The 13169-nt window shown below is 70.9% G+C and carries 15 protein-coding genes; 6 read left to right on the top strand and 9 right to left on the bottom strand.

From position 1 onward, the window contains the following. Positions 1-46: 46 nt before the first annotated feature. A complete protein-coding gene (locus tag AB0N03_RS08280) occupies positions 47-766 on the top strand; it encodes a histidine phosphatase family protein (protein ID WP_364367285.1) in 720 nt (239 codons plus the stop codon). After that, positions 744-1613 carry an NAD(P)H-hydrate dehydratase gene (locus tag AB0N03_RS08285; protein WP_364367287.1) on the top strand — a complete coding sequence of 290 codons (870 nt, stop codon included), beginning with the start codon at positions 744-746 and terminating at the stop codon, positions 1611-1613. The genes AB0N03_RS08280 and AB0N03_RS08285 overlap by 23 nt, the downstream gene beginning before the upstream one ends. A 4-nt stretch (positions 1614-1617) precedes the next feature. On the opposite strand, the gene AB0N03_RS08290 is transcribed toward AB0N03_RS08285, so the two are convergent. Genes AB0N03_RS08290 through AB0N03_RS08300 form a run of 3 tightly spaced genes read right to left on the bottom strand, consistent with a single transcriptional unit; the run spans position 1618 to position 4828 of the window. Further along, the gene (locus AB0N03_RS08290) at positions 1618-2343 is read right to left on the bottom strand and encodes an SDR family oxidoreductase (RefSeq protein WP_364367290.1); all 726 of its coding nucleotides are present in this window, start codon (positions 2341-2343) and stop codon (positions 1618-1620) included. A 43-nt stretch (positions 2344-2386) separates the two neighbouring features. Continuing rightward, entirely contained in the window at positions 2387-3205 is an 819-nt protein-coding gene (locus AB0N03_RS08295) for a helix-turn-helix transcriptional regulator (protein WP_364367292.1), read from the bottom strand. Positions 3206-3265: 60 nt separating this feature from the next. Then, entirely contained in the window at positions 3266-4828 is a 1563-nt protein-coding gene (locus tag AB0N03_RS08300; protein ID WP_364367294.1) for an alkaline phosphatase D family protein, read from the bottom strand. 168 nt (positions 4829-4996) lie between these two features. On the opposite strand from AB0N03_RS08300, the gene AB0N03_RS08305 reads away from it, so the two are divergent. Then, positions 4997-7177: a PHB depolymerase family esterase gene (locus tag AB0N03_RS08305; RefSeq protein WP_364367297.1), complete on the top strand. Its 2181-nt coding sequence runs from the start codon at positions 4997-4999 to the stop codon at positions 7175-7177. Between the two features lie 7 nt (positions 7178-7184). On the opposite strand, the gene AB0N03_RS08310 is transcribed toward AB0N03_RS08305, so the two are convergent. Together AB0N03_RS08310 and AB0N03_RS08315 are read right to left on the bottom strand one after the other, a co-directional pair. After that, a complete protein-coding gene (locus AB0N03_RS08310) occupies positions 7185-7679 on the bottom strand; it encodes a methylated-DNA--[protein]-cysteine S-methyltransferase (protein WP_364367300.1) in 495 nt (164 codons plus the stop codon). 17 nt (positions 7680-7696) lie between these two features. Then, the gene (locus AB0N03_RS08315) at positions 7697-8593 is read right to left on the bottom strand and encodes a glycoside hydrolase family 16 protein (RefSeq protein ID WP_364367302.1); all 897 of its coding nucleotides are present in this window, start codon (positions 8591-8593) and stop codon (positions 7697-7699) included. 329 nt (positions 8594-8922) lie between these two features. Between AB0N03_RS08315 and AB0N03_RS08320 the strand changes: the two genes are divergently transcribed. Further along, positions 8923-10092, top strand: coding sequence for a glycoside hydrolase family 64 protein (locus AB0N03_RS08320; RefSeq protein WP_364367304.1), 1170 nt, complete (start codon positions 8923-8925; stop codon positions 10090-10092). A 43-nt stretch (positions 10093-10135) separates the two neighbouring features. Beyond that, entirely contained in the window at positions 10136-10348 is a 213-nt protein-coding gene (locus tag AB0N03_RS08325; protein ID WP_360681344.1) for a hypothetical protein, read from the top strand. Between the two features lie 197 nt (positions 10349-10545). Here the strand turns inward: AB0N03_RS08325 and AB0N03_RS08330 are convergent, their stop codons facing one another. Continuing rightward, positions 10546-11028, bottom strand: coding sequence for an ATP-binding protein (locus AB0N03_RS08330; protein ID WP_364367307.1), 483 nt, complete (start codon positions 11026-11028; stop codon positions 10546-10548). Between the two features lie 272 nt (positions 11029-11300). Between AB0N03_RS08330 and rho the strand changes: the two genes are divergently transcribed. After that, positions 11301-12362 carry a transcription termination factor Rho gene (gene rho / locus AB0N03_RS08335; RefSeq protein WP_364367310.1) on the top strand — a complete coding sequence of 354 codons (1062 nt, stop codon included), beginning with the start codon at positions 11301-11303 and terminating at the stop codon, positions 12360-12362. Between the two features lies 1 nt (position 12363). Here rho and AB0N03_RS08340 read toward each other — a convergent pair whose 3' ends face one another. The 3 genes from AB0N03_RS08340 to AB0N03_RS08350 form a co-directional block, all read right to left on the bottom strand. Continuing rightward, on the bottom strand, positions 12364-12537 hold the full coding sequence (locus AB0N03_RS08340; RefSeq protein ID WP_364367313.1) for a hypothetical protein: 174 nt from the start codon (positions 12535-12537) through the stop codon (positions 12364-12366). A gap of 11 nt (positions 12538-12548) precedes the next feature. After that, the gene (locus tag AB0N03_RS08345) at positions 12549-12827 is read right to left on the bottom strand and encodes a hypothetical protein (RefSeq protein WP_364367315.1); all 279 of its coding nucleotides are present in this window, start codon (positions 12825-12827) and stop codon (positions 12549-12551) included. 126 nt (positions 12828-12953) lie between these two features. Then, entirely contained in the window at positions 12954-13154 is a 201-nt protein-coding gene (locus tag AB0N03_RS08350; RefSeq protein WP_364367318.1) for a DUF3072 domain-containing protein, read from the bottom strand. Positions 13155-13169 lie beyond the last annotated feature (15 nt).

The raw sequence follows: 13169 nt of genomic DNA on the forward strand, positions 1-13169 counted from the left end.
CCATCCCGGGTTTCGTCGGCGGGTCCGCGCGGGTAATCAGCCGGGCGTGAGTGTCGACTTGAAGTGGGTGGCCGTGCTGCGGCACGGCCAGAGCACGGGGAACGTGGCCCGGGAAGAGGCGGAGTCGGCGGGGGCGGACGTGATCGACGTCGCCGAACGCGACGCCGACGTCCCGCTGACCGACTTGGGGGAGGAGCAGGCGAAGGCCGCGGGTGAGCTCTTCGCCGAGCGCCCGCCGGACCTCGTGGTCACCTCGACCTACCGCCGCGCCTGGGACACCGCGCGCCTGGCCGCGCCCGACGGCGTCCCGATCGTCCCGGACGAACGGCTGCGCGACCGCGAGCTCGGCGTGCTGGACCTGCTGACCTCGCACGGTGTCCGCGAGCGGTGGCCCGACGAGCTGCGGCGCAAGCGGCGGCTGGGCAAGTTCTACTACCGGCCGCCGGGTGGGGAGTCGTGGGCGGACGTCGTGCTGCGGCTGCGATCCCTGCTGAACGAGCTGAGCGCGGAGCACTCCGGAAAGCGCGTTCTGCTGGCCGCGCACGAGATGACCGTCTTCGGGCTGCGCTACCTCCTCGAAGGGCTGCCGGAGCCCGACCTGCTGCGTGTCGCCAACAGCACCGAGGTCCCGAACGGCTCGGTGACGTCCTGGGAGCGCGACCGCGACGGCGCCTTCACGATGGTGCTGGCCCAGGAGGTCGGCCACCTGCACGCCACCGACACCCCGCCGACGACGGACGACGATGCCGCCGAACAGCTCTCCTGACCCGGCGCCGATCAGCCCGGCCCTGTTGCGGGACAGGCGGATCGGCACCGGCAACCGTGGAACCGTGCTCGTCGTCGGGGGCGCCCGGACCGTGCCGGGCGCGCCCGCGTTGTCCGGCACCGCCGCCCTGCGCGCCGGGGCCGGCACGCTGCAGCTCGCGGTCAGCGAACGGCACGCGGGGGCGCTCGGTGTGTCGGTGCCCGAGTCGTCGGTGTTCGGGTTGCCGGAGACCGAGTCGGGTGCGATCGCCGGGGACGCCGTCGACCGCCTGACCGACGTGCTCCCGGGCGCCGGCACCGTCGTGGTCGGCCCCGGGCTCACCGGCGCCGAAGAAACCGAAGACCTGTTGCGGCGCCTGATCCCCGCCATCGCCCCGGACGCCCGGGTGGTGCTCGATGCCTTCGCGCTCGGCGCGCTGAGCCGGGCGCCTGAACTGGCGAAGCCGCTTTCGGGACGGCTCGTGCTGACCCCGAACCGGACCGAGGCCGCGTTCCTCGACGGCTGCTCCGAAGAAGACGTCGACGACCTCGAGACCGCGGTCCGGATCGCCGAGCGCTACGAAGGTGTCGTGCTGCTCTTCGGCGTGGTCGCCGAGCCGGGTGGGCGTACCTGGCGGGACGGCAGCGGCCACATCGGCCTGGCGACCTCCGGCAGCGGCGACGTCCTGGCCGGCCTGACCGGCGGTTTCCTCGCCCGCGGCGCGGACCTCGACCAGGCGGCCTGCTGGGCGACGCACGTCCACGCCGTGGCGGGGCAGCGGCTGATCCCGGACACCGGGACCACCGGCCTGCTGGCGCGGGAGCTGGTGGCCGAGATCCCCCGGGTGATCGCGGAGCTGGAACGCTGAGCCGTCACCGCTGGGCGGTCGGCCGCACGACGAGCTCGTTGACGTCGACGCCGGCCGGCTGCCCGATCGCGTAGGAGATCGCCCCGGCGATGGTGTCCGGCGGGAGCGTCACCGCGCGGTAGGTGCGCATCGCTTCCCGCGCACCGGGTTCGGTGATCGTGTCCGCCAGTTCGGAGTCGACGACACCCGGCGACACGGTCGTGACGCGGATGTCGGGATCGGCCTCCAAGCGCAGGCCTTCGGTGATCGCCCGCGCGGCGTACTTCGTGGCGCAGTAGACCGCGGCCGTCGGCACGACTTCGTGCGCGCCGGTCGAGGCGATCGTCACGAAGTGCCCGCCGCCTTGGCGCCGGAAGTGCGGCAGGGCGGCCGCGATCCCGTGGAGCAGGCCGCGGACGTTGACGTCGAGCATCCGGTCCCACTCGTCGACGAGCAGGGAATCCAGGCGCGACAACGGCATCACGCCGGCGTTGGCGACGAACACGTCGAGCCGGCCGTGCGCGGCCACGGCGGCGTCGGCGAAAGCGGCGACGTCCGCGCGGTCGGTGACGTCGAGGCGGTGCACGTCGGCGGTGCCCCCGGCGTCGTGGATCTCCTTGGCCAGCGCGGCCAGCCGGTCTTCCCGCCGGGCACCGAGCACGACGTGGTGGCCTTCGCGGGCCAGCCGCAGCGCGGTGGCGTGGCCGATGCCACTGCTGGCCCCGGTGATGAGGACGATCTTTCCGGGCATGACGAACTACTCCGTCCATTGTGGAATGACAGAAAAGGGTATTTCAGCCGGCGGCGAGACTGCCGAGCAGGGCGAGCCCGGCTTCCGACGGGCTGCCGGGCTCGGCTTGGTAGACCACCAGCTGCTGGCCGGGCGCGCTGTTCACGGTCAGCGCCTCGTAGCTCAGCACGAGCTCGCCGACCAGCCGGTGGTGGAACCGCTTGGTCTCGTGCGTCTTCTGCCGGATGTCGTGCCGGGCCCACAGCCGGCGGAAGTCCGCGCTCTTGACCGACAGCTCGCCGACCGTCTCGATGAGCCGGGGATCGTCCGGATCGATGCCGGCGGCCGCGCGCAGGCCGCCGACGGTGTTCACCGCGACGCGCTCCCAGTCCGGGTAGAACTCGCGCGCGTCCGGGTCGAGGAACACCAGCCGGACCAGGTCACCGCTGTGGGTGTGCCCGCCGAACAACGCCTCGCCCAGCGCGTTGTGCGCGAGCACTTCGAGGCAGCGGCCGAGCACGAGCGCGGGCGTGTCCGGCCAGCCGTCCAGCAACCGCCGGAGGTTGGGGCTGACCTGCTCCCGCCGTCGCGCGCGACGGCGTCTCGGAGCCGGCTGAGCCAGCCGGTGCAGGTGGGCGGTGGCGTCCTCGTCGAGGGCCAGCCCGTGGGCCAGGGCGTCGAGGACCTGCGCCGACGGGTTCCGCTCCCGGCCCTGCTCGAGCCGGACGTAGTAGTCGGTGCTGACGCCGGCCAGCACGGCGACCTCCTCGCGGCGCAGCCCCGTGACCCGGCGCGCCCCGCCGGCGGGCAGGCCGAGGTCTTCCGGCCCCACCTGTTCGCGGCGGGCCCGGAGGAACTCCCCGAGCACGTTCTCCCTGGTCATGATCCGAGGCTAACGCCGATCAAGCCGGGCAGGGTGGCCGCGCCGCACCCCCCTTCACGCTCACGTGAGCCGGATCGGCTCGCCGTCGTGCTCCGGTCGCAGCAGCGTCGCGGTGGCTTGCCGCCCGTCGACGTCGAAAGTCATCACGGCGTTCCCGAAGTGCGGCCCCGAGACGCAACCCCAGGTCAGCGGCGCGGGCGGGACCCCGGCCCGGCGCGCCAGCGCGTCGCTCAGCCGGGTCAGCCCCCGCGACCAGCCGGCGCGGAACAGGCGGTTCATGTACCAGGGCACGGTGTTGTGCATCGGCGAGCAGGTGAGCTGGTGGACCGGCGCCCCCGGGAGGTCGGCGCGCGCGACGTACGCGTGGTGGACGTCGCCCGAGAGCACGCTCACCGACGCCCGGTCCTCGTCGGCGACCCGGGCGATCAGCCGGGTCAGCCGGTCGAACGACTCGCGGAACGCCGGCCAGTGCTCGAGGTCGGCGAACTGCCGGAACCACTCGGACACCCGCCCGACGAGCCCCGGTCTCGCGCAGAGGCGCTCGTTGACCGACTGCGCCGCCGAGAGCGCGGTGGGCATCAGCCACGGCAGTGACGTCCCGATCAGCAGGTGGTCGAACTCGCCGGTGGCCTGGTCCTCGATCCACCGGAACTCCTCCTCGCCGACCATCGAGCGTTCGCCGCCGGCGAGGATCCGCCCGGCGCGCGAGTCGATGACCAGCAGCCGGACCGGGCCGAAGTCGCGCCGGTAGGACCAGCGGGTGCCCTTGGCACCGTCGGCCTCGCGGTCGGCTCGGTCGGCGAACTCGCGCAGCACCTGCGCGTTGTCCGCCCCGGACGTGCTGACCCGCTGGAAGAGGTCGTCTTCGGCCAGCTCGCGCGGCCCGAGGTTGCCCAGGTGCTGGTAGACCCAGTACGACACGAGCGCGCCGCGGATCCGCTCCGGCCACCACGACGTGCCGGTCATCTCCTGCCGCCAGGCCTGCGAGGTGTTCCAGTCGTCGCGGACGTCGTGGTCGTCGAAGATCATCGACGTCGGCACGGTGGACAGCAGCCAGCGCACCGCCGGTTCGCACCACGCCTCGAAGTACAGGTGGCAGTACTCCTCGAAGTCGGCGACCTCGGTGCCGGGTGGCTCCCTCGGGTCGCGCCGGGCGGCGAGCCACTCCTGCGTCGCGTCGGTGGTTTCGTCGGCGTAGACCTGGTCGCCGAGCAGCAGCAGCGACTCGGGCCACTCGGCTTCGTCGAGCCGGGCCATCCGGTGGGCGTAGGCGGCGAGCGCGTCCGGGCCGAGGGCGTCCTGCTCCCGCGGCTTGCGGCACGACCCGAAGACCAGCCGGAACCGCGGATCACCCGGGGTCAGCGTCCGGATCCGGCTGGGCGGCAGGTCGCTGTCCGGCGCGGGCCAGACGAGCTCGCCGTCGAGCCGGACTTCGTAGGGCGTGGCGCGCCCGGGTTCCAGCCCGCTGAGCACGACGAGGGCGTAGTGGTGGCCGGAGACCTCGAACGTCCGCGCTTTCGCTTCCGCGACAAGGACTTCACACGGACCGTCGGTCTCGACCCAGATCGTCGCCGAGGTGGCGTCGACGTGCCGGAGCAGCGGTCCCAGGAGGAGCTCGGTCATCCCCGGATCCTTTCAGCAGTACGCCTGGCCGGCAGTTCGAACGGTCCGAAACTTTCCGAAAATCATTGACCGGTCCCGGGTGGCGAACGAACGATCGTCGCAGCTGCGCCCTGCTCCCGGAAAGGATTGACTCGAGAGCGAAGACTCTTCACCGCCCTCCTCGCCGCCGTGTTGTCGATCGCCGCCGCCATCGTGCTGGTGGTCACGGCGCAGCCCGCGTCGGCCGCCACGCTGACCCGCGTCACCGGCTTCGGCACCAACCCCAGCAACCTGAACATGTACGCCTACGTCCCGGACCACGTCGCCGCCAAGCCGGCGCTGCTGGTCGCCCTCCACTACTGCACCGGCTCGGCCTCGGCGGTGTTCAACGGCTACGCGCGCGACTACGTCACCGCGGCCGATCAGTACGGGTACGTCATCGTGTTCCCCGAAGCCACGCGCAGCGGGCAGTGCTTCGACGTCTCCTCGCCGCAGGCCCTCACCCGCGGCGGCGGCAGCGACCCGGTCGGCATCCTGTCGATGGTCGACTACGCCAAGCAGCACTACAACGTCGATCCCGCGCGGGTGTTCGTCACCGGGTTTTCCTCCGGCGCGATGATGACGAACGTCCTCGCCGCGGAGTACCCGGACGTGTTCGCCGCCGGTTCGGCGTTCATGGGCGTGCCCGCCGGCTGCTTCGCCACCACCGACGGGTCGAGCTGGAACAGCCAGTGCTCGGGCGGCCAGCTCATCAAGACCGCGCAGCAGTGGGGCGACCAGGCCCGCCAGATGAGCGGCGGGCGCAGCGGCCCGTACCCGCGGATGCAGCTGTGGCACGGCACCGCCGACGACACGCTGCGCTACCCGAACTTCGGGGAGGAGATCAAGCAGTGGACGAACCTGCGCGGGGTGAGCCAGACGCCGTCGTCCAGTGACGCACCGCAGTCCGGCTGGACGCGCACGCGTTACGGCAGCACCGGCGCACAGGCACCGGTCGAAGGGATCAGCGTCCAGGGCGCCGGGCACGCCCTGCCGCAGAACGGGATGGTGGCGTACGCGATCGCGTTCCTCGGCCTGAACAGCGGCTCGACGTCGACCACGTCTTCTTCGCCGGACGCCGGCACGACGCTGGGCAGCGCGGCGAGCGGGACCGGACGCTACTTCGGCACCGCGGTCTCGGCGAGCAAGCTCTCGGACAGCGTCTACACCGGCATCCTGAGCCGCGAGTTCTCCATGATCACCCCGGAGAACGAGATGAAGATCGACGCCACCGAGCCCTCGCAGAACCAGTTCAGCTACGGCAACGCCGACCGGATCGTCGCTCAGGCGACGAGCCAGGGCGCCCGGCTGCGCGGGCACACGCTGGCCTGGCACTCGCAGCAGCCCGGCTGGATGCAGAGCATGGAGGGTTCCGCGCTGCGGTCGGCGATGCTGAACCACGTCACCCAGGTCGCGACCCACTACCAGGGCAAGATCTACGCCTGGGACGTCGTCAACGAGGCCTTCGCCGACGGCAGCTCGGGTGCCCGGCGCGACTCGAACCTGCAGCGCACCGGCAACGACTGGATCGAGGCGGCGTTCCGCGCCGCGCGGGCGGCCGACGCGAACGCGAAGCTCTGCTACAACGACTACAACACCGACGACTGGAACCAGGCGAAGACCCAGGCCGTGTACCGCATGGTCCAGGACTTCAAGTCCCGCGGCGTGCCGATCGACTGCGTCGGCTTCCAGTCGCACTTCAACAGCAACAGCCCGGTGCCGTCGAACTACCAGACGACGCTGCAGAACTTCGCCGACCTGGGCGTGGACGTGCAGATCACCGAGCTGGACGTCGAAGGGTCGGGCACCGCGCAGGCGAACAACTACCGCACGGTCACTCAGGCGTGCCTCGCGGTCGCGCGCTGCAACGGAATGACCGTGTGGGGCATCCGCGACACGGACTCGTGGCGGGCGTCCGCCACGCCGCTGCTGTTCGACGGCAACGGCCAGAAGAAGGCCGCCTACACCGCGGTGCTCGACGCGCTGAACGGCGGTACGACTCCGACGCCGACCACCACGCCGACCACGCCCACCACCCCGACGACCACCACCCCGACGCCGGGCGGGTGCACCGGGACCTACGCCAAGACGGCGGAGTGGAACGTCGGCTTCAACGGCCAGGTGACGGTGACCGGGAGCAGCAACTGGGCCCTCACGATCACCTTCCACTCGCCCCAGAAGGTCATCGGAAGCTGGAATTACACCGGGACCTGGGACAGCACCGGGTACGTGCTGACCGCGCGGCCCAACGGGAGCGGCAACGTCATCGGGTTCACCGTCGAGCACGGCGGGAACCTGACGGCGCCGACCGTGACCTGCTCGGCCGGCTAGCGAGTCGTCAGAACAGCCGGCCGACCTCGTCCGCGGGCGGTTCCTCCAGGCCGAGGAGGAACCGCTTGCGGGTGAGGCCGCCGGCGTACCCGGTCAGGCCGCCGCTGGTGCCGACCACGCGGTGGCAGGGCACGATGACGCTGATCGGGTTCCAGCCGTTGGCGTTCCCGACCGCCTGCGCGGCGCCGGGGTCGCCCAGCTCGGCGGCCAGCTGCCCGTACGTGCGCGTCTCGCCGTACGGGATCTTCGTCAGCAGCGCCCAGACCTGCTTCTCGAACGCCGAGCCGCGCGGCGCGAGCTCGAGGTCGAACTCGCGCCGCGTGCCGGCGAAGTACTCGCCGAGCTGCCGCTTCGCCGTCTCGAAGCCGTCGTCGTCCCGGGGGCCGAGGTCGGTGAGGCGGGGTGTCCGGAGGTGGCCGTCGAAGTAGAGCCCGGCCAGCGCCTCGCCGTCGCCGACCAGGGTCAGCGGTCCGATCGGTGACGCGATGACGGCGTGCTTCATGGCGCCCAGCCTACGGGTCAGCCCACGCTGGTCTTCACCGAGAGCGAGTCGACGCTCATCTCGGCACCGGGCGTGATGTCGACACCCGGAGAGGTGCAGCCGCACACCTTGTTCGGGTAGGAGCCGCCGATCGCGACGTCGAAGATGACGAAGAACCCGTGGTCGACGGCGGCCTTCCAGGTCGCGTCGGACACCTGGTTCTGCTTCACCGCGAACGTCTGGGTGCCGTCGAGGGAGAAGCGCAGCTCCTCGGCCGCGGCGTCGCGGCGGTCCACGACGACGGAGTAGGTGTGGTAGCCGTCCTGGCAGCCGGCGCACTCCTGGAGATCGCTGGTGATGCCGTCCGGGTCGTGGCACTCGCCCTGCCACTGTCCACAGTGGAAGGTGGTGGAGTGCTTGCTCAGCGCGTTGACGTCCTCCATGATGTCCAGCTCGCCGATGCTCGGCCAGTTGGTCGCGCCGACCGGGCGGGCGTCGGCGCCCATCGCCCAGAACGCCGGCCAGTAGCCGAGGCCGCTCGCGGGGGAGGGCTGCTTGAGCGTCGCGCTGATCTCCAGCTGGCCGCCTTCGGGAGCGGCGAAGTCGGTCCGTTGCGTTTCGATCCGGCCCGACGTCCAGTTTCCGGCGGCGTCGCGCAGCGGCTTGATCGCCAGGTGGCCGGCGCCGTCGTGGTAGACGTTGTCCGTCGAGTTCGTGGCCGTCTCGAGCTCGCCGGTGCCCCAGTTCGCCGCGCCGCCGGGGTAGCCGGTTCCCGTGTCGTAGAGCCAGTCCTGGGCACTGAGGCCGGTGCCGGCGGTGCCGTCGAAGTCGTCCTGGAACACGGTGGTCCACCCGGCTTCGGCGTGCGCCGGGGCGGCGGTCAGGACGAACGACAGCGTGGCGAGCACGGCGGTGAGCCGCTTGACGGTGCGCATGGGGTCTCGCTTCCTGAGGGGAATGGGTCGTCCACGACCTGCGAGGCCATCCACTGTCACTCTTCGCGCGCGCCCGAGTCAAGGGATGTGCCCGGAAGTACCCCGGCACCCGGTACGCGGGGGCAGTCCCGGAGGAGTCCCGTTTGGAATTCGTCCGGCCGGGGCAGCGCGCGGGCCGGGTGAGGCGGTGGTCTGGACCTTCTTTCGAAGGGTTGCCAGGTAACGAAACCGGAGTCATAGTTTGTTGACGTCCACAACGAATACCTGCGAACCGTCCCCGGATGTCCATTATGGACTCTGCCATCCGTCTCCTCAACGTGGAGGACGCCATGATCTCCCGTCGCTCGTTCCTCAGCCTCACGGCGGCGACGCTCGCCACGGCCACCGCGCTGCCCCTCGCGCGGTCCGCTTACGCCGCGACGCCGGACACGTTCGGCCTCAAGCTGGTGAACAACTCGGGCTCCGGAACCGTGTACGCGTACGTCACCGGCACGACGCCGGACGGGCGCCTGGTCCTGCTGCGCGCCGACGGCACGCCGTACTACCCGGACTCGCCGTCGGCGCCGACGACCCCGCTGCCCGAGGACTGCGCCATCCCGATCGCCTCGGGGGCACAGGTTTCGGTGCCCAAGATGGGCGGCGCGCGCATCTACGTCGTCACGGACGCGAAGCTGGACTTCTTCCTCGACCCGGGGCCGAACCTGGTGCACCCGAGCTTCCTCAACTCCGGTGACGCGAACTTCGGCAAGAACTGGTCGTTCAGCGAGTTCACCTTCAACGACACGCAGCTGTTCGCGAACATCAGCTACGTCGACTTCGTGGGCATCCCGATGGGTCTTTCGCTGACGTCCGGGTCCGGTACGTCGACGGTCGACGGGCTGCCGGCCGGTGCGCTCGACCAGATCGCGTCGTCGCTGACAGCGCTGGGCGGCGAGTGGCCGGGCTTGGTGCAGACCGGTGGTGGCGGGAACCTGCGCGTGCTGTCACCGCACCATCACGCGTCGCAGTTCGGCGGGTACCTCGACGGCTACATCGACCAGGTGTGGCAGAAGTACGCGGGCACGGACCTGGTCGTCGACTCGCAGAACCCCGGGTTGGGAACGTTCACGGGCCGTGTATCGGGCGACCAGCTGGTGTTCGGGTCCGAATCGTTCGCCAAGCCGGCGACGGCGGACGTGTGGAGCTGCGACAGCGGCCCGTTCGCGTTGGCTGCCGGAGCGAGCGACGTGCGCAAGGCGATCGTCCCCCGCCTGGCGGCGGCCCTGAACCGGACGACGTTGCTGGACAACGCGAACCAGCCCACGGCGGAGGACCCGGCACGCTTCTACAGCGGCGACGTGACCAACCACTACGCGCGCATCGTCCATTCGAAACTCCCGGACAACCGCGGCTACGCGTTCCCGTACGACGACGTGAGCCCGGGCCCGGATTTCAGTGGAGCGGTCTTCGCGGGCGACCCGCAGGTGCTGACGATCACGATCAACGCGGCGCACGGCTAGAGGCAGTGCGAAAACTGTCGGTGGTGACGGCTAACCTCATGACATGAACACGGACGACGCGACGGTCCCGGCGGACCAGCTGACCAAGGGCCAGTGGTTCTGGCACGAGCCGGCGCCGGGCCTGCCCGCGTGGCAATTGCAGGTGACCTCGGCGGAGTTGCTGGAAGACTCCGTCGAGATCTTCACCACGGATCAGGAGAGGGAGCTGGTTTCCTACCCGCGGAACCGGCTGGTTCGGCTGGCCGGAGCAGCCTGAGGGATTGTTCCGGCGGTGTGAGGTAGGGCACTTCGGGGAGTGAGCCTCGGCAGTCGCGCCGAGGTGACTTCCGCTGCGCAGCCGCCCGCCCGGCGCAAGCTGTCATGCAAGGCTCTCTGCCTGCAACGCCTGCTGCGTAGGCATCTCTTCGCCGGGCGGCGCCCCCAGGGTTCGAGCAAGTCTGCTGTGGCCTCGAATCAGGACGGGTTCTCGTCCCGCAGGGCCGCCGGGCGCCAGGTCATGCGGACCGTCGTCCCGTCGCCACTCGTCTCGACGTCGGACTGGTCCGTCACCTTGTCGATCAGCGCCAGTCCGCGGCCGCCCGAGGTGCGCCGGCCGGCCTGGCGCGGGCGCGTGGCCGGGATGCCGCAGCCCGTGTCCGTCACCGTGACCGTCACCGCGTCGCCAGTGCGGGCCGCCTGGAGGCGAGCCCAGCCGTGGCCGTCCGGGTAGGCGTGGGCCGCCGCGTTCGCCAGCGCCTCGTAGGTGGCCAGCGTGATGTCGTGCGTGCTCTCCGGGTCGAGCGGGAGCTCGCCCAGCCAGCGGGTCAGCTTGCGGCGCAGGTCCGCCATCTCGTTCGGCAGCGCCGGCGCCAGCTCTTCGAAGGTCGAGGTGACCACGGCACCGGTGCGCACCGGGGACGTGGTCCCGGGTCGGTCGGCGTCGGTGCTCTCGCCCATGTCGACGTCAGGTTCCGGGATATGTCGATACACGATCCGCTCCCATCGTCAGCCTCGGTTCCCCGTGCTTCGGGCTTCTCTGGAGAGCTACCCACCGCGATGGGGTCTTACCCGTTGTGCTTTCCGTGACGTCGCGCTAACGTAGACGTGCTCCTCGCGGATGTCGGCCCCTCGGCCGCCCGGAGGAAGCTCCCCGGATCAGGCCGCTCGGCCTCCTTCCTCATTCCGGCTCCGCCGTCCGCGCGGGCCGGACCTTCATCAGGAGAACCCTCATGTCTTTTCACGGAATGCTTGACCTGTCAGGAAAAACGCCCTTCGTCCGCACCGGCTACCGGCCGGCTCCGGACGACGACGCGCTCCCGCTTTCGGTCGTCCGCAAGCACAAGCTGCGTCCCGGCGACGAAATCACCGGCGCAGGCGAGGAAATCACCAGTGTCAACGGCGCCGACCCGGCGCGGCCGCGCCCGCACTTCGCCGACCTGGTCCCGGTGCACCCGGACCAGCGACTGCTGCTCGAAACCACGCCGGCGCACCTGCTGCCGCGCGTCATCGACCTCGTCACCCCGCTGGGCAAGGGGCAGCGCGCGCTGGTCGTTTCCCCGCCCAAAGCCGGGAAGACGACGGTGTTGCGGGACATCGGGCACGGAATCTCGGTCAACCACCCGGAATGCCGGCTGATGGTGCTGCTCGCCGACGAGCGGCCGGAGGAGGTCACCGAGTTGCGCCGGACCGTGCGCGGGGAGGTGATCGCGTCCACTTTCGACCGTCCGCCCGCCGAACACGTCGCGGTGGCGGAACTCGCCGTCGAGCGCGCGAAACGCCTGGTGGAGCGCGGCGAAGACGTCGTGCTGCTGCTCGACTCGCTGACCCGCCTCGGCCGCGCGTACAACCTTTCGGCCCGCCCGTCGGGCCGCACGCTGTCCGGCGGCGTCGACGCGGCCGCGTTGCAGCCGATGAAGCGCATCCTCGGCGCGGCCCGCAACCTCGAAGGCGGCGGATCGCTCACGATCGTCGCGTCGGCGCTGGTGGAAACCGGTTCGCTGGCCGACACGGTGTTCTTCGAAGAGCTGAAGAGCACGGGCAACGCGGAGCTGAAACTCGACCGCAAGACGGCCGAGCGCCGCATCTTCCCGGCGATCGACGTCGCCGCGTCCGGCACCCGGCGCGAAGAACTCTTGGTCACCCCGGGCGAACTGGCCGCGATGCGCGAGGTTCGCCGCGCGTTGCCGGGCCCGCACGCGATCGAGCAGCTGCTCGACCAGCTCCGCAAGACCGGTTCCAACGCCGAGTTCCTGCTCCGCGTGACCGGTGCGGCGCTGCCTGCCGCGGCGTGACTCAGCTTTCGCGCCGCTCCCGGAGTTCGCCGATCACCTTTTGCCCTAAGCCCTGCGTTTCTTCGGCGCTGTCGGGCGGATCGCCTTCGCCGGGCCCGTAAAGATTGTCGTCCGCCCGGCCGGGGTCCGGGGTGCCGGGCCGCGCGATCTCGGGTTGCTCGTTCGGTTCTGACATCGGCTGCTCCTTCACCGGGGCGGCTGATAGGGAGTTTCGGCCGGGTAGGAAGTCCGTTCGGGCCCCCGATTCAGGGCGGCGGCGAGAAAACCGAGCCCGGCAACGATGACGACGAGCGGTGCGGCCCCAGGGGCGGCGGCCCACCACCCGACCCCACCGGCGGCCACCATCCAAGCCGCGACGACGGTGCGCTTCGCGGTGAGGGGATAGGGCTTCGGCAGTTCGCGGAGGGCGACCGCGCCGAGCACGAGAAGCCCGGCGACGGTCACGAGCAGCACGGTCAGGTACACGGGATGTCCTCCTTCGGGGGAGTCGGGCATCTCGTCTTGGATTACCCACGCAGACCGGCAGCAAGCCGTGGCGCCGGGCACAGCTCACGCAGCCCAATCGGTGACCCCAGCCGGTACGCGCCGCCCTCAGCTACCCCGCCCGGTGGCCTGCTGCAGCTCATCGATCCGCGCCGACGCCTCCGCCTTCGTCAGCCCCTCCGGCACCTCTTCACCAGCCTCCTGGGCCAGCGTCTGCAGGTAGGACTTCTGCGGCCCGGTCATCGGCTCATCGCCGGTCGTCCAGTCGCTCGGGTCCTTCTCCGGGTTCGGTTCCACCTGATCGGTCATGACACCCTCCAATCG

Source organism: Amycolatopsis sp. NPDC051061 (assembly GCF_040682935.1).
Classification (GTDB): domain Bacteria; phylum Actinomycetota; class Actinomycetes; order Mycobacteriales; family Pseudonocardiaceae; genus Amycolatopsis.